12 protein-coding genes are annotated in these 15437 nt (G+C 69.9%); 8 read left to right on the top strand and 4 right to left on the bottom strand.

Features of this window, described 5'->3' with window-relative positions:
• Positions 1 to 84 precede the first annotated feature (84 nt).
• Positions 85 to 774 carry a hypothetical protein gene (locus ACQP2T_RS59960; protein ID WP_433513548.1) on the top strand — a complete coding sequence of 230 codons (690 nt, stop codon included), beginning with the start codon at positions 85 to 87 and terminating at the stop codon, positions 772 to 774.
• Between the two features lie 199 nt (positions 775 to 973).
• Here the strand turns inward: ACQP2T_RS59960 and ACQP2T_RS59955 are convergent, their stop codons facing one another.
• A complete protein-coding gene (locus ACQP2T_RS59955) occupies positions 974 to 3010 on the bottom strand; it encodes a glycosyltransferase family protein (RefSeq protein WP_433513547.1) in 2037 nt (678 codons plus the stop codon).
• Between the two features lie 69 nt (positions 3011 to 3079).
• Complete coding sequence (gene wecB, locus ACQP2T_RS59950; protein ID WP_433513546.1) at positions 3080 to 4210, bottom strand: non-hydrolyzing UDP-N-acetylglucosamine 2-epimerase; 1131 nt, start codon at positions 4208 to 4210, stop codon at positions 3080 to 3082.
• A 155-nt stretch (positions 4211 to 4365) separates the two neighbouring features.
• Between wecB and ACQP2T_RS59945 the strand changes: the two genes are divergently transcribed.
• From ACQP2T_RS59945 to ACQP2T_RS59925, 5 genes are all read left to right on the top strand, one after another.
• Complete coding sequence (locus tag ACQP2T_RS59945) at positions 4366 to 5952, top strand: glycosyltransferase (RefSeq protein ID WP_433513545.1); 1587 nt, start codon at positions 4366 to 4368, stop codon at positions 5950 to 5952.
• A gap of 115 nt (positions 5953 to 6067) precedes the next feature.
• The gene (locus ACQP2T_RS59940) at positions 6068 to 7330 is read left to right on the top strand and encodes a nucleotide sugar dehydrogenase (RefSeq protein ID WP_433513544.1); all 1263 of its coding nucleotides are present in this window, start codon (positions 6068 to 6070) and stop codon (positions 7328 to 7330) included.
• 19 nt (positions 7331 to 7349) lie between these two features.
• Complete coding sequence (locus tag ACQP2T_RS59935; protein WP_433513543.1) at positions 7350 to 8438, top strand: glycosyltransferase; 1089 nt, start codon at positions 7350 to 7352, stop codon at positions 8436 to 8438.
• A gap of 43 nt (positions 8439 to 8481) precedes the next feature.
• Positions 8482 to 10272 (top strand): DUF4434 domain-containing protein, encoded by a 1791-nt coding sequence (locus tag ACQP2T_RS59930; RefSeq protein ID WP_433513542.1) that lies wholly within the window; start codon positions 8482 to 8484, stop codon positions 10270 to 10272.
• A gap of 53 nt (positions 10273 to 10325) precedes the next feature.
• The gene (locus tag ACQP2T_RS59925) at positions 10326 to 10991 is read left to right on the top strand and encodes an NUDIX hydrolase (RefSeq protein WP_225300058.1); all 666 of its coding nucleotides are present in this window, start codon (positions 10326 to 10328) and stop codon (positions 10989 to 10991) included.
• A 44-nt stretch (positions 10992 to 11035) separates the two neighbouring features.
• Here ACQP2T_RS59925 and ACQP2T_RS59920 read toward each other — a convergent pair whose 3' ends face one another.
• Complete coding sequence (locus ACQP2T_RS59920; RefSeq protein WP_433513541.1) at positions 11036 to 12292, bottom strand: cryptochrome/photolyase family protein; 1257 nt, start codon at positions 12290 to 12292, stop codon at positions 11036 to 11038.
• A 111-nt stretch (positions 12293 to 12403) separates the two neighbouring features.
• On the opposite strand from ACQP2T_RS59920, the gene ACQP2T_RS59915 reads away from it, so the two are divergent.
• The gene (locus tag ACQP2T_RS59915) at positions 12404 to 12877 is read left to right on the top strand and encodes a sigma-70 family RNA polymerase sigma factor (RefSeq protein WP_433513540.1); all 474 of its coding nucleotides are present in this window, start codon (positions 12404 to 12406) and stop codon (positions 12875 to 12877) included.
• A complete protein-coding gene (locus ACQP2T_RS59910) occupies positions 12874 to 14325 on the top strand; it encodes an SDR family oxidoreductase (RefSeq protein ID WP_433513539.1) in 1452 nt (483 codons plus the stop codon). Before ACQP2T_RS59915 ends, ACQP2T_RS59910 begins: the two co-directional genes overlap by 4 nt.
• On the opposite strand, the gene ACQP2T_RS59905 is transcribed toward ACQP2T_RS59910, so the two are convergent.
• A complete protein-coding gene (locus ACQP2T_RS59905; RefSeq protein ID WP_433513538.1) occupies positions 14326 to 15240 on the bottom strand; it encodes a MerR family transcriptional regulator in 915 nt (304 codons plus the stop codon). It abuts the gene before it with no gap.
• Between the last annotated feature and the right edge of the window lie 197 nt (positions 15241 to 15437).

Genomic DNA, 15437 nt, shown 5'->3' with positions numbered 1-15437 from the left:
GCGCTTCCTCTAGCGTTTTATTGTAAGTCGCTTTAGGGGAGTGGAGAATTCATGCTTAAGGCTCTTTCTCTCATTTGTCTGAGCATGATGGCCATATCGGGATGTGCTGCCGACGAGGTCGTGGGCGCGCCCCTGCCGGACGTGCCCCCGGCCGCCGACCCGTCCGGCACCACGCCCGCCGACCCGTCCGCCATCCCGTCCCGGTCCGCGCCCGGAGCGGCCAGGCTCCGGGCCGGCCTGCTGCCCACCCCCAAAGGCATGAGCTTGGCCTACGGGCCGGAGGCCGGGGCGTTCGGCTCGCTCAAGTCCACCAGGCAGGGACTCGCCGCCGTGCGCCAGGCCAAGCTGGACCGGCCTGAGTGCGGCGGGGCCGGTCAGCTGGACCTGAGCAAGCCCGAGGTCGCGGAGGCGCCCGCCGCCGTGGTCGCGTTCTCCTCCGGCAGCGACTCGATCACCCAGGCGCTGGTGTCGATGCCCGCCTCCGCCTTCCCCGCGCCGCTGCCCGCGCAGTGCGCCGCCTACGGGGCCGACGTGCACGGCACGCGGGTGACGTACCGTACGCGCGACCTGGGCATGCCCACGCGGGGCGAGGAGTCCCGGGCCTACCTGACCACCGCGTCGGGCGGCCACCGCGACGCGCAGGTCGGCTCGGTGGTCATCCGGCGCGGCAAGGTCATCATGAGCATGCTCGTCGTCGGCCGGAAGGTGGCGCCCGCCGACCTGTTCGAGCTCGCCGGCCTGGCCGACCAGAATCTGGCCCGCATCACCAGATAATCCCACCGCCGGTCACCAGGCGGTCGTGAGGCGTCTCACGGACAGTCCCCTGCGTTGCGGCGGGAGAGCGGCGACAACTCCACTGGCCAACAAGACGCACGTCATGGCGCCCAGCCACCTCCACCGGAGGAGCGTGCCCCTGGACAGACCCCAGCCCCGTATGGCGTTTGGGGCTCACCGGGCCGGCCGTAAAAGAAAATCAAACAAGCACGTGATCGTCCGGCCGGCCCACAAAGGAGAATTGGGCGTTCCGGGTCAGCTTGATGTGGTCGGCCTGCCAGGTGTGCATGGAGGCGTCGGCGCTGCGCCAATAGACGAAGTTGAATCGGTCCGCGGAGTAGATCTTGACTTTGTCCTCCTTCAGCCTGCGGACCAGGTGCGTGTCCTCGCCCCGGGTGATGTCCGCGAAGCCGTACGACCGGAACATGTCCGCCTTGCCGAGGAACGTCCCGCCCTGCACGAGGAACGAGTACCGGTGCTCCAGCCCCGGCAGCCGCAGCATCGTGGTGTTGAGGCCCTCGAAGTAGGAGTAGTGGGCGCCCTTGCCGACCAGCTCCGCGTCGGTGTAGTCGAAGGCCCTGACCAGGTCCGACAGGTAGTGCTCGCCGTACAGGTTGTCGTCGTCCATCTTGGCGATCAGGTCGCCTTCGGCGGCCTCGATGCCCAGGTTCATGCAGGCGCCCAGCGACAGCTCGGCCGAGGCGGGCAGGACGACGACGTCGGAGATGCCCGCCATGCGGGCCTTGTCGGCCACCACCACGGGGTCGATGTCCAGGCCGTGCAGGACCATGACGAGCTGCAACGGCCGGTGGATCTGCTTGGCCACCGAGGAGATCGCGTGCTCGATCTGCGCGGCCCGGTTGGTCGGCAGCACCACGGAGATCGACCGGGCCATGGTGGAGACGGGCCGTCCGAGGAACTGGAGAATCTGGTCCACCCGGTGGGTGAACAGGTGCTTGTCGAACACCTCGCGCATCGCCAGGTGCCCCATGCGGGCCCGCAGTTCCGGGCTGTTGATCAGGTGCAGCACCTGGTTGTACGACTCGACCGGCTCGCGGGCGATCGGCAGCAGCTCGCCGAACGTCTCCTCGATAGCCCTGGACCACCCGGAGACGACCGGCGTGGAGCAGGCCGACAGCTCGAACACGCGGCGCGCGCACATCGTGGGCGAGTCGAGCACCGAGTTGACGTTGAGGAAGACCTTGTACATCCGGTAGGCCGCGAGCATCTGGTCGTAGGGGAGCTCGCCCACGATGTGCGGGCGATACTTCTCCGGCCAGGCGTACTTCTCGTCGACCTCGCCGTTGCGGGCGAAGATGTGCAGGCCCAGCTCGCGGATCGGGTCGATGACCGTCTCCATCTGCTCGCGGCGCTCGGGATGCTTGTCGCGGAAGTACATGCCGGCGAAGACGACGTCGTGCAGGCGGCCCTGCCGCTGCTGGATCGGGTTGTGCACGCGGGGCTGGGCGGCGAACTGGAGCACGTCCACCCGATCGTGGCCCAAAGTTTCACGATATTTCGGCACCATGTCACCGTCGCAGGTGAACACGTAGTCGAACAGCTTGGCCGTGTCGATGAAGAACTCGAAGTTCGGCGGGTCCTCCTTGTTCCAGAAGACCGTCGGGATCCCCTCGGCGCGGCACCACGCCACGAGGTCGCGCAGCGGGTCCTTGGGGGCGTTGGTCCCGGTCATCTGGTAGCGCCAGCGGCCCTGGTTCCCGTGCCAGGCCGACTCGCAGAACAGCAGGTCAGGCCGCTTCTCGGCGAAGATCGCCGGCCAGTCCTTGAGCCCGAACTCGATCTGGTCCCACTCGTACTTGAACGCCAGCCGCGAGAAGTCGTCCAGGATGACGGCGACCTTGAGGTCCGGCCGGTTCACCGGCCCGGCCGGCCACTTCACGGTCGGTACCTCGACCTGCGGTGGCCGGTGGTTGGCCGCCGCGACGGCCAAGGTGACCGGGATCGGGGCCTTGGGTGCCCGGTCCTTGGACCTGACCGCCTCCAGCACCTTGCCCGGGCTCTTCGACCCCAGCGCCTCGCCCAGCTTGAACGTCCGCTTGGCCTGGGTGGCCTCCAGCTTCCACGTGGCGTAGGCGGCCTTGGCCTCGGCTATCTCCAGCCGTCGGCGCAGCTCCCTGATGTCCGCTTCATAGCGCTCGACGAGCTTGCGCTCCTCGGGCAGCCAGTTCACGGGGCCGAGTCGCTGGTACGTGGGCTCTTCAGGGGTTTCGGCCATGGGGATGCACGCCTTATCGCTTAGCGGAGGAATGTCATGGTACGGCGGGGACCGTACGGAATGAGGGGGTTATTCGGAACGCGCACCCTGTGCGGCGGGCGAGAGGTTGTCCCCCTTGAGCCAGGCCGAGATGACCCGGGCGATCCGCGGCCCGGCGGCGCCGTCCCACAGGGGCGGCAGCTCACCCGACGGCGTCGTGGCCCCGTCGGCCAGCGCCTTCTCCGCCGCGGCCGGCAGCAGGGCCGGGGTGACCAGGCGGTTGGTCCCATGCGTGATCGTGATCGGCCGCTCGGTGTTGGGCCGGACCGTCAGGCACGGCACGCCCAGCATCGTCGTCTCCTCCTGCACGCCGCCCGAGTCGGTGACCACCAGCGCGGCGCCCCGGACAAGTGAGAGGAAGTCCACATAGCCCAGCGGCTCGATCACTTTCACCGAGGGACCGTCGACCAGGCCCGCCTCGGCCAGCCGGGTACGCCCCCTGGGGTGGATCGGCACCACGATCGGGATCTGGCGGGCGACGTCCAGCACGGCCGAGACCAGCTCCTTGGCCGCCTCGGGGGTGTCGACGTTCGCCGGGCGGTGCAGGGTCGCCACGGCATAACGAGCCGGTATGTCCAGCCGGGCCACCACGGGCGCCGGGTCCTGCGCGGGCAGCGCGGAGAAGAGGCTGTCGATCATGGGGTTGCCCACCAGGTGCACCTTGGCGGCGGGCACGCCCTCGGCCGCCAGGTGCGAGAGCGCGTCGGGCGAGGTGGCGAAGAGCAGGTCCGACAGGGAGTCGGTGACGATCCTGTTGACCTCCTCCGGCATGCCCCGGTCGAACGATCGCAGGCCCGCCTCGACGTGCGCGGTGCGTACGCCCAGCTTGGCGCAGACCAGGATCGCGGCCAGCGTCGAGTTCACGTCGCCGTAGACCACCACCAGGTCGGGGTCGTGCTCCAGGACGACCTCCTCCAGGCCGACGAGCAGCGCCGCGGTCTGCTTCGCGTGACTGCCCGAACCGACGCCCAGATTGGCCACCGGCTCCGGCAGACCGAGGTCGGCGAAGAACACGTCGGACATCAGCGCGTCATAGTGCTGACCGGTGTGGATGATGCCCTGCCGCACGCCGAGTTCACCGAGTGCCCGCACCACCGGGGCCGCTTTCACGAAGTTGGGACGGGCGCCCAGAACGTGCAGGACCAGGGGGTTCTCCCTCATTGACCTCGCCTTTCATAGCGGAAGGGAAAAAACGCTGCCTATGGTACGGTCACCGCGTGGCATCCGACGCCAGTCGTGAAGACTCCCCAAGACCAAACGGCAAGGTTTCCGCCAAGTCCGCTCGTGCCGGTGTCGGCGGCCTTATCAGGGGCTTCGTGCAGCACCCGATCATCGTCTCCCGCGTCGTCGTGACGAAGGTGAAGTCCGATCCGGTGCGCGTGGCCCAGGCGGCGGCCGAGGCGCTCCCGCCGGCCCTCCGTCCCGTCGTGGGCAAGGTCGCCTGGCCGGCCGCCCGCCGGGCCAGGCGCGCGGTCCGCAAGTTCAGCATGCGGGTGCTCAAGGGGCCGTGGAACGAGGCCAAGGAGCACTGGGACCAGGGCCGGGTCAGCCAGGCCGCGGCCGTGCTCGAAGAACACACCAAATACCCCTTCGTCAAGCGCAGGGCCGCCTACTACCGGGGTGAGCTGGCCGCGATCAGCCCCGACCCGATCCCGCCGCAGCCCAAGGTGGCCGTCGTGGACCGGGTGGCCGGGCGGGTCCTGCACTGCGTGACCAACGCCCTGCCGTACACACAGGCCGGCTACACGGTCCGTACGCACCGCATCGTCATGGCGCAGCAGGCCAAGGGCCTGGATCCGCACGTGGTGACCAGCTGGGGCTGGCCGATGCTGCAGGGGCACGCCGACGCGCCGCCGTTCGAGGAGCTCGACGGGATCCCCTACTACCGGCTGCTGCCCGACGGGCACGGCGAGATGCCGTTCGAGACCCGCGGGCGGATCATCAAGGGCGCCGAGGGCGTCACCAAGCTCGTCGCGGAGCTGCGGCCCCAGGTGCTGCACGCCGCCACCGACCACCGCAACGGCTCCATCGCGCACGCCGTACGCGAGCGGACCGGCACGCCGTTCGTCTACGAGGTCCGCGGCTTCCTGGAGGAGACCTGGGCCTCCCGCGACCCCGGCCGGATCGGCAGCGAGCGCCATGTGCTCCAGCGCGAGCGCGAGGCGTTCCTGATGCGCGAGGCCGACGCGGTCGTCACGCTGGCCGAGACGATGGCCACGGAGATCGTCGAGCGGGGCGTGCCCAGGGAGCGGATCTTCTTGGCGCCCAACGCGGTCGACGACTCGCTGCTCACGGCCTCCTACGACGGCGAGGCGTTCAGGGCGAGCATGGGCATCGCGAAGGACGAGATCGTCGTCGGGTCGGTGTCCAGCATCGTGGGCTACGAGGGGTTCGCGACGCTGCTGCGGGCCGCGGCGCTGCTGCGCGACGAGGGCACGCCGGTGCGGGTGCTCATCGTGGGCGACGGCACCGAGCGCGAGAACCTGCTGGAGCTGGTCGGCGAGCTGGGGCTGATGAGCGCGCTCCTGCCGGGTCGTGTGGGCCCGGACGAGGCGCTACAGGCCCAGGCGGCCATCGACATCTTCTCCTGCCCCCGCGAGGACCTGCGGGTGACCCGGCTCGTCACGCCGCTGAAGCCCGTCGAGGCGATGGCGCTCGGCAAGCCGGTCGTGCTCAGCGACCTGCCCGCGCTGTCGGAGCTGGTCGGATCCGACGGCGCCGGGCTGCTGGTGCCGCCGGGCGATCCGGAGGCGCTGGCCAAGGCGCTCGCCGCGCTCAGGGAGGATCCTGCCAGGCGCGCGGCGATGGGTGAGGCGGGCCGGGCAGAGGTGGCCGCCAAGCGAACTTGGGGCCGAGTCGCCGAAACTTACCGGTCTCTCTACCGCTCCATTACCGAACGATGACCTTCAGATTGGCTGTCTGTTGTGACGGGTTCGGTCGCATTAGGCGTGAGCTAGGTGGACTTGAGATAGCCTTTGCGACCATGAAGTGTTGTTTCCGGCTCTCTAAGGCACTGCTGTGACAGAAATCGACTTGGCGGTCATCGGCCTGGGCTACGTCGGCATGCCGCTCGCCAAGGAGGCGGTCGCGGCCGGTCTGCGGGTCGTCGGCGTGGACGTCGACCCCCGCAAGGTCGACGCGCTCAACGCCGGTCAGTCCTACATCGATGACCTGACCGACGCCGATCTCGAGCACATGCTGACCAACGGGTTCAGCGCCACGCTCGACGAGTCCGTGCTGGCCAAGAGCAACACGATCGTCATCTGCGTGCCCACTCCGCTGGACGAGGACCACCGACCGGACCTGTCCGCCGTCGAGGGCGCCACGGGGTCGGTCGCGCGCAATCTGAGCAAGGGCACGCTGGTCGTGCTCGAGTCCACGACGTGGCCGGGCACCACCGACGAGGTGGCCCGCCCGATTCTCGAGACCTCGGGCCTGGTCGCGGGGGAAGACTTCTTCCTGGCCTTCTCGCCGGAGCGGATCGACCCGGGCAACCCCAAGTTCGGGCTGCGCAACACGCCCAAGGTGGTCGGGGGCTACACGAGCACCTGCCGCGACCGCGCGACGGCGTTCTACGGTCAGTTCATCGAGCAGGTCGTGCCGGTCAGCGGCACGCGCGAGGCCGAGATGGCCAAGCTGCTGGAGAACACCTACCGGCACGTCAACATCGCCCTCGTCAACGAGATGGCGATCTTCTGCGACGAGCTGGGGATCGACCTGTGGGAGTCGATCGAGGCCGCGGCCACCAAGCCGTTCGGCTTCCAGAAGTTTCTGCCCGGTCCCGGCGTCGGGGGGCACTGCATCCCCGTCGACCCGTCGTACCTGTCGTACACGGTGCGCAAGCTCGGCTACCCGTTCAGGTTCGTCGAGCTGGCTCAGGAGATCAACGAGCGGATGCCGTCCTATGTGGTGGCACGGGTACAGCGTCTGCTCAACAGGCATAAAAAGGCCGTAAATGGCGCCAAGGTGGTTATGCTCGGCGTGACCTACAAGCCGGACATCGCCGATGAACGGGAGACCCCGGCCCTGCCGGTGGCGCGTGCGCTGCTGGAACTGGGGGCCGAGCTCACGTTCGCGGACCCGCATGTCAAGGAGTGGTCGGTCGACGGCACCCCGGTGCCCCGTGAAGAGGACCTGGCCGAGGCCGTGGTCGGCGCCGACGTGACGCTGCTGCTGCAGCAGCACGCCGCGTTCGACCTCGACATGGTCGAGGCTAAGGCCAGGCTCGTGCTCGACACCCGCGGTGTTCTCACCGAGGGTGAACGCGTCGAGCGGCTGTAGCGACGGAGGGCTGCGCGCAGTGCACGTGCTCGTCATGACGGTGGTGCATAACCCCGAGGACGCGAGGATCCTGCATAGGCAGATCCGTGCCCTCGTGGATGCAGGTCATGAGGTCACGTATGCCGCCTCGTTCACCGCCCACGGGGTCGTGCCTCGTCCTTGGGTCAACGGCGTCGACCTGCCCAGGGCCGCGCAGCGTAAGCGCGTGGCCGGGGTCTGGGCCGCCCGCAAGCTGTTCAAGCGCATGCGGCGCAAGGTCGACATCGTGCTGATCCACGATCCGGAGTTGCTGTTCGCGATCTGGGGCGTGCGCAACCGCCCGCCCGTGGTCTGGGACGTCCACGAGGACACCCCGGCGACGCTCTCCCTCAAGCCGTGGCTGCCGTCGCTGCTGCGGCCCCCGGTACGCTTCCTCGCCCGCATGCTGGAGGGCACGGCCGAGCGTCACCTGCACCTGCTGCTGGCCGAGACGGCCTACGCGGGCCGGTTCAAGCACGCCCACCTGATCGTGCCGAACGAGACCTGGGTCCCCGACTCGGTCACGCCGCCCGGCGACGACCGGGTGGTGTACCTGGGCTGGCTGTCCAGGGCCCGGGGCGTGATGGAGGCCGTCGAGGTGGCCCGGTTGCTCCAGCCGTACCGGGTGGCGGTGGAGCTGATCGGCTACGCCGACCCGTACAGCCGGCCGATGCTCAACCAGGCCGTCACGGAGGGCCTGCTGGAGTGGCGCGACTTCATGCCCAACGACGAGGCGCTGAAGCGGCTCGACGGCGCGCTGGCCGGGCTCTCGCTGCTGCACGACGAGCCGAACTACCGTCACTCGATGCCCACGAAGATCGTCGAGTACATGGCCCACGGCATCCCGGTCATCACGACGCCGTCCCCCCGCGCGGTCGAGCTGGTCGAGCGGTATGACAGCGGCGTGGTCGTCCCATGGGAGGATCCGAAGGCCGTGGCCCAGGCCGTACTGACGCTGAGGGACGACGTACGGGAGCGGCGGGCGCAGGGCGCGCGCGGCTACGCGGCGGCCCGCGCGAACCACCACTGGCCCAACTCGGCCAAGAGGTTCGTGGCCCAGCTCGAATCGTGGGCCGGCGTCAAGAACTAGCGGTTTATCCTCGGCAGACCATTAGGGCGGTAGGTTCCCCAACGTGCGCTGGCTTCTCGTGCTCCTCGGCGCCGCGATCCTGGCCGCGGTCGCGGCCGTGATCGTCGTGCTGCCCAAGAGCGATCCTCCCAAGAAGGCGGCCCAGCAGGTCAAGGCGACGCCGACCCGCGTCGAGCCCACGCCGAAGGTGAGCGAGTTCACCGACCAGTGTGGATCGTTCGAGACCAAGGAGAAGGCCCCCTACGCCGTCACGGGCTACTGGATCACCCCCAAGTCCAACCGCTGCACCTGGCGCCACCAGCTGGAGGACATCCACAACCTCGGCGGCGACACGGTCATCAGGATCGGCTACGGCCTGCAGTTCCGTTCCACCGACGACGAGGGCCGCGTGCTGACCAAGGACGGGCAGCTCGACCCTCTCTACAAGGACTGCGAGGAAGACGGCCGGAGCTGCCGCGACGCGGCTGAGCGCGACCTGAAGGCGGCGAACCCGAAGAACCGGATCGCCCGTACGTACGCCTACCGCACCGACGAGTCCTTCGGGCCCGGCCTGTTCCGCTGCTCCCAGATGGAACGCAAGATCGCCGTGGGCAAGCGCGTGTACTTCCGCGTGCTCACCCCGATGGACGGCGGCTCCGACGACGCCACCTGCGACTTCACCAAGGCCAAGCCGTACGACCTGATCCTCATCGCCGGCTCGGACACCGACAGCCTGACGCAACTCCTCGACCTCGGCGACCAGTTCGGTGTGCGGGTCTTCCCGGCGCTGCCGCTCGCGCCGCGTGACCCCGAGACCCCGACCAGGGCCAACGACAAGCACATCGACACACTTCGGACGCTGACCCGCCGCATTCTGCAGGACTACGGCGTGCGCTTCGCCGACCGCGCCTCACTCGGCGGCGTCTACCAGCCGTTCGAGGTGCAGATGGGCGACACACTCGCCGACAACCCCACCCTCACGGTGTACGCCGAGCAGCACCAGATCGTGGAGCAGGAGCTGCCGGGCAAGCCCATCCTCATCAGCCCCTACCTCGACGCCCGCAAGCGGGTCCCGTTCGGGCAGACGCCCAAGCAGGTGGCCGCGGCGTTCGTGGCGCTGGCCAAGACTGGGGTGGGTATCATCGCGCCGCAGGACAGCCGCGGCACCGGCAAGGTGGGCCTGTTCTGGCCCGACCAGCGCGACACCGAGGTCGACGAGCGGCTGCGCTCCGTCGTGGGCGAGACCACGTACGGCACCGCCTACCACGGCTCGACGCGCGACTACTACCGCGAGATGTCCGCGGCCCGCGACCAGATGCTCCAGGCGGGCTTCAACGTGGAGCTCTGGGCGAACGTCGAGGCGTTCGAGCCCTCCGGCGATCGCCCATGCGCCCCGCAGGGCACCCGCGGCCAGACCGACAAGAAACGCCTCGACCAGGCCGTCACCATGGCCGGCAGGTACGTTCAGAAAATAGTCTCCTACATGTGGAGCGACTTCCTGACCTGCGGCTCCCCTTCGCTGGAGACGCAGATCAGCCAGGACTGGCAGCGCCCGATCGCGGTGGACGCCATCCGGCGCTCCCGCGACATCCAGGACGGGGTGGAGGTGCGCGGATACAACCTCAAGAACGGCACGATCACCCTCCAGTACGGGGACGAGCTGAAGGAACTGGTGGTCTCCGCCGTGGGCTGGCTCGACGAGGACCCGCTGGAGGACCTGCCGGAGGGCATGCAGACGGCGTGGGTGCCGTTCGACTGGACCCAGGTGCCGCCGGACGAATGGGTCAAGGTCGGCGTGAAACTCCCCACGGGGAAGGCCACCACGGAGCCGCTCCACGTCCGCATCGCGGCGTGAGCGCGCCCGCCGCTGAAGGCGCCCTGGGCCGGTCGGCGTGTAACGTGCCTGCCATGGTCCCGAGCATCCCGGTGAGCGTCGACCTGGTCGTGCTCACCGTGCGCTGCCAGGCCCTGTGCGCCCTCGTGTGGCGCCGGGACAACCCGCCGTTCCTACGGCGCTGGTCGCTGCCTGGCGGCTTCATCCAGCTCGACGAGGACCTCCCTGCGGCGGCCCAGCGCATCCTGGCCGAACGCGCCGGCCTCCCCGGCGCCCCGGTGCACCTGGAGCAGCTCCAGACCTACGGCTACCCGGACCGCGACCCCCGCCAGCGCGTGGTCAGCGTCGCCTACCTCGGCCTGGCCCCGGACCTGCCGGCCTCGGAGAAGGCCCACATGAGCTGGCAGCCCGTCGACACCCTGTCCGTGATGGCCTTCGACCACCGGCGCATCATGCAGGACGGCATCGAGCGGGCGCGGGCGAAGCTCGAATACACCTCGCTGGGCGCCGCCTTCTGCCCGCCGGAGTTCACGGTGGCGGACCTGCGGCGCGTGTACGAGATCGTCTGGGGCCGTCCCCTGGACCCGCGCAACTTCCACCGCAAGGTCACCAAGGCGGAAGGTTTCCTGGTCGAGACGGGCGCCACCACGACCCGCGACGGCGGCCGCCCGGCCAAACTCCACCGCCGCGGCCCCGCCGAGCTCCTCCACCCCCCGATGTTGCGTTCTTTGAAGGAATAGCACCCGAACCTCGGGACGGCGCCTCACGCGTCGCTCAGCCGCCCTTAGAAGAGGGTGGCTTCGCGCCCGGCGAGGGTCAGCGGCGGCGGGTAGCCCCTCGTCGGAGAGGGGGATTTGTTAGGCTCGTGCACGTACGCGTCGGGAACTTTGGCCAGCTCCCGCACGTAGGCGCGGACAAACCTGCCTTCGGGGTCGAAGCGCCTGGCCTGGCGGATCGGGTTGAACGAGCGGTTGGGGCGAGTGTCGTTGCCCGTGCCCGCCACCCACTGCCAGTTGCCGAAGTTGTCGGCCACGTCGCCGTCCAGCAGCAGCTCGAAGAAGTGCGCCGCGCCCGCCCGCCAGTCGATCCTGAGGTGTTTGACCAGGTATGAGGCGGTGATGAGGCGGGCTCGGTTGTGCATCCAGCCCTCGGCGAGCAGCTGGCGCATGCCCGCGTCCACGATCGGCACACCGGTCTGCCCCGCCTTCCACGCCTGGAGCGCGTCCTCGTCGTCGCGCCACCGATGGCCGCGCGGGCGGTAGTCGTCCCTGTTGATGCGCGGGAAGGCGAAGGTGACCTGGTGGTGGAAGTCACGCCAGCACAGCTGCCGGACGAAGTCCTCGTTGTCCAGCTCCGACAACTCCAGCGGCGACAGGCAGCCGAACCGCAGGTAAGGGCTGAGCCTGGAGGTGGTGTCACCGGCCAGGTCGTCATGGCCCTCGCCGTACCGGTCCAGGTGGCGGGCGGCCCATTCGTTCATCCGACGCCGCGCGGCCGTCTCCCCGCCCTGGCCGCCCTCGGGCAGCGGGCCCGGTTCCCACTCCCGCGGCGTAGGCACCCGCTGGGGCGCGGCCAGGACGGTACGGCGGGGCGCCCGCTGCCATGCGCGCCAGTAGGGGGTGAAGACGCGGTAGTGGTCGCCTCCGGCCGGGCGCAGCAGGTCGGGTGGAACCACCGTGACTCCGGGGAAGAGCCTGAGCGCGCCTGCGGCGGCCAGGCGACGTTCCCTGGTTCTGGCCAGCTCGCTGACGTCCGCGCTGGCGAACACCGCCTCGGCGCCGGTCCGCTCCGCCAGACGCAAGGTTTCCGCGACCGTCTCGCCCTGCCGAATGAGCAGGTCGCCGCCGCGCGCCCGCAGTGAGGCGCGCAGGTCGGCCAGGCACCCGGTCAGGAACTCTCCGCGCCGGCCCGCGGGCACGGCGGGATCCCGTACGAACAGCGGGATCACGCGGCGGGCGCGCTCGCACGCCGCGCTCAGCGCCGGATGGTCGTGGACCCGCAGGTCCCGGTTGAACAGCACGATTACCGTCTCCACTCCCATGCTTTCGCGGGCGGGCGCCGGAGCGGTTGCACGATCTCCGTGTTCTTGGTTGTCGGCCCTCCAGATGGCAAGGTTGAATAGATTTTGAATAGCTTATCGTTCGGAGGGGCGATGATCGAGGAATGCTTCGCGATCCATCGGCCGATGGTGCGCGCCTACCTGCGACACCTGATCCCGGCGCAGGACGTCGACGATGTCACGCAGGCCGTCTTCGCCGACGTCTGGCGCTGCCGGCTCGGCTACGATCCGGCCAGAAGCCTGGAGAGCTGGCTGCTGACCATCACGCACCGCCGCGCCGTCGACTACCTGCGGGCGCGGCGGTTGGCGACCGTGCCGTTGGAGTCCGTCGCCGAGCCACCGGGGCGGGATGGCCGTGACGACGGCGAGGACCTGGCCAACCGCGACCTGATCGGCCGGGCACTCGCCGAACTGCCCGAGGCCCAACGCGAGGCGATCCGGCTCGCCTACTGGGAGGACCTCAGCCAGCGCGAGATCGCCGAACGGCTGGACGTCCCGCTCGGCACCGTCAAGGCCAGGACGGCCCGCGGCCTGCACCGCCTGCACGCTCTGCTGGAGGCGGCATGACCAGGACCGTGCTGGTGACGGGCGCGACCGGGTACATCGGCGGGCGACTCGTGCGCGAGCTCCTCGACGCCGGGCATCGCGTGCGCTGCATGGTCCGCTCGCCTGCCCGCCTGCGCGACCTGCCCTGGGCGGGCAGCACCGAGATCGTGGCGGCCGACGCCCTGGACGCCGCTGCCACGCGCGCCGCGCTGGACGGTGTCGACGTCGCCTACTACCTGATCCACACCATGGGTGGCGGCAGGGGTTTCGCCGACGCCGACCGCCGGGCCGCGCGGGCCTTCGCGGCCGCCGCCGAGGCAGCGGGCGTACGCAGGATCGTCTACCTCGGCGGGCTCACCGGCGATGAGGACCTGTCACCGCACCTGCGCTCGCGCGCCGAGGTCGCCGAGATCTTCCTGGGCTGCCGGGTGCCCGCCGTCGTACTGCGTGCCGCCGTGATCATCGGCTCGGGTTCCGCCTCGTTCGAGATGCTGCGCCATCTCACCGAACGGCTCCCGGTGATGACCACGCCGCGCTGGGTGCGCAGCCGTACACAACCCATCGCGGTACGTGACGTGCTGCGCTACCTGCGAGCGTGGGCGTCCATCCCCGAGGAGGTCGACCGCGCCTTCGATGTCGGCGGCCCGGACCTGCTGACCTACGCCGACATGATGCGCGGCTACGCGGCCGCCGCCGGGTTGCCGCCGCGACTCATCATCCCGGTGCCCCTGCTGAGCCCGTGGCTGTCCAGCCACTGGGTCGGCCTGGTCACGCCGGTTCCCGCCACCATCGCGCGACCCCTGGTGGAGTCGCTGCGAAACGAGGCGGTCTGCCGCGAGCACGACATCGCGGCCTACGTTCCCGATCCGCCGGAAGGCCTGATCGGATTCCGCCGCGCCGTCGCCCTCGCCCTGCGGAAGATCAAGGAGGCCGACGTCGCGACCCGTTGGTCCTCCGCCTCCACCCCGGGCGCCCCGAGCGACCCCCTGCCCACCGACCCCGACTGGGCAGGCGGCAGCCTCTACATCGACCGCCGCACCCTGGCCTGCGACGTCCCACCGGGCGTGTTGTGGGACGTCGTCGAGGGCATCGGCGGCGGCAACGGGTGGTACTCCCTTCCCGTGGCCTGGCGGGCCCGCGGCGTGCTTGACCGGATCGCCGGCGGCGTCGGGCTGCGCCGCGGGCGACGGGACCCACGCAGGCTCAGGGTGGGTGACTCCATCGACTTCTGGCGGGTGGAGGAGATCGAGCCCGGCCGCCTGCTGCGGCTGCGCGCCGAGATGCGGCTGCCCGGCCTGGCCTGGCTCGAGCTCTCCGTACGGCAGGCGGGTGACAGAACCGTCTACGAGCAGCGCGCCATCTTCTACCCGCACGGGCTCCTCGGCCACCTCTACTGGTGGGCCCTGGTCCCCTTCCACCGGCTGATCTTCGGACGAATGCCAAAGAACCTGGTCACCGCGGCCTCCTGATCAGCTCGCCGCCGCCACCAGCCGGGTCACCGCCTCATCAAGCGAACCCACTCTTGTCACTCCGCGTGGCAGCCCATCCCACCAGCCAGGACCGCCTACCACCACCCGGTACGGCGGACGCACCGGCGGCAGCGCCGCCAGCGGAGCCGGATCTCCCGTCAGCTCCTGCTGCGACCAGAGGAAGACCGCGCACGGCCCCAGCGTGCGGATCGCACCGGCCAGCGCCCCGTACGGCGTGCGCGCGCCGAGCAACCGCACCGCCACCCCCATCGTCCCGGCCAGCACGGCCCCGAGCGCGTACAGGGGCAGGCTGTGCTGCTCCTCCTCCGCGCACGCCAGCAACACGGGCCGATGGTTGACCGGCCTCGCCGGTGGTTCGAGCAGCGGACGCAGCGCCGCCAGGACGCCGTCGGAGAACAGGTGCTCGACCTCGATGCCCGCCCCCGTCCTGCGCTGCCGGCGGCTGATCGTGGCGAGGACGGGCAGGACGAGCCGCTCCCACGTCCAGGCAGGGCCATGGCGCGAGATCGCGGCCGTGACCCCCGCGCCGACGGCCCCGCCGTCCAGCCTTGTCGCGGCCCTGACCAGCATCGCCGTCGTGGGCACCGGCCCGGCCACCCCAGTTCCGGGAACGGCGGGCTTGGCCGGTTCGGGCTGGTCCGCCCCCGGTCGCAGACGCAGTGACACCCGCGCCGCCTCCGCCGGTGCGACACCCTCCCGGATCAACCTGTTCATCTCCTCCAGGCGGAGCAGATCAGTGGCGTCGTAGCGGCGGTGCCCACCCCGGCTGCGGCCGCTCGGGCCGATGCCGTACCGCAGGTTCCAGGTGCGCAACGTGGGCGCGGGCACGCCGAGCCGCCGGGACACGGCACCGATGCCATATCCCGTTTCCAGCGAATCCTGATGCTCAGCCATGGCTCCGCCCATTCTTTCGAACGATCGGCCTCCACGGTTGCGGCGAACCGCCTCACTCCGGAGACAACGCCCGCGGCCTGGCCGTCGCGACGGCCTGCCGGGTGATTCAACTGTCACACAATGTTACTGACGTTGGGTTTCGGCTGCCTGCACCCGGACGGCGATGCTGACCTGCTGGTGGGCTTCTTCTAAGGTGA

This window comes from Nonomuraea sp. CA-143628 (assembly GCF_050942315.1).
In the GTDB taxonomy this organism is placed as follows: domain Bacteria; phylum Actinomycetota; class Actinomycetes; order Streptosporangiales; family Streptosporangiaceae; genus Nonomuraea.
This window is presented reverse-complemented; position numbering and strand designations above follow the sequence as displayed.

What these genes read in the sequence shown, in the direction of transcription:
- ACQP2T_RS59960 (WP_433513548.1), top strand. Translation starts at nt 85, where the DNA reads ATGATGGCCATATCGGGATGTGCTGCCGACGAGGTCGTGGGCGCGCCC.
- ACQP2T_RS59955 (WP_433513547.1), bottom strand. Translation starts at nt 3,010, where the DNA reads ATGGCCGAAACCCCTGAAGAGCCCACGTACCAGCGACTCGGCCCCGTG.
- wecB (WP_433513546.1), bottom strand. Translation starts at nt 4,210, where the DNA reads ATGAGGGAGAACCCCCTGGTCCTGCACGTTCTGGGCGCCCGTCCCAAC.
- ACQP2T_RS59925 (WP_225300058.1), top strand. Translation starts at nt 10,326, where the DNA reads ATGGTCCCGAGCATCCCGGTGAGCGTCGACCTGGTCGTGCTCACCGTG.
- ACQP2T_RS59920 (WP_433513541.1), bottom strand. Translation starts at nt 12,292, where the DNA reads ATGGGAGTGGAGACGGTAATCGTGCTGTTCAACCGGGACCTGCGGGTC.
- ACQP2T_RS59915 (WP_433513540.1), top strand. Translation starts at nt 12,404, where the DNA reads ATGATCGAGGAATGCTTCGCGATCCATCGGCCGATGGTGCGCGCCTAC.
- ACQP2T_RS59910 (WP_433513539.1), top strand. Translation starts at nt 12,874, where the DNA reads ATGACCAGGACCGTGCTGGTGACGGGCGCGACCGGGTACATCGGCGGG.
- ACQP2T_RS59905 (WP_433513538.1), bottom strand. Translation starts at nt 15,240, where the DNA reads ATGGCTGAGCATCAGGATTCGCTGGAAACGGGATATGGCATCGGTGCC.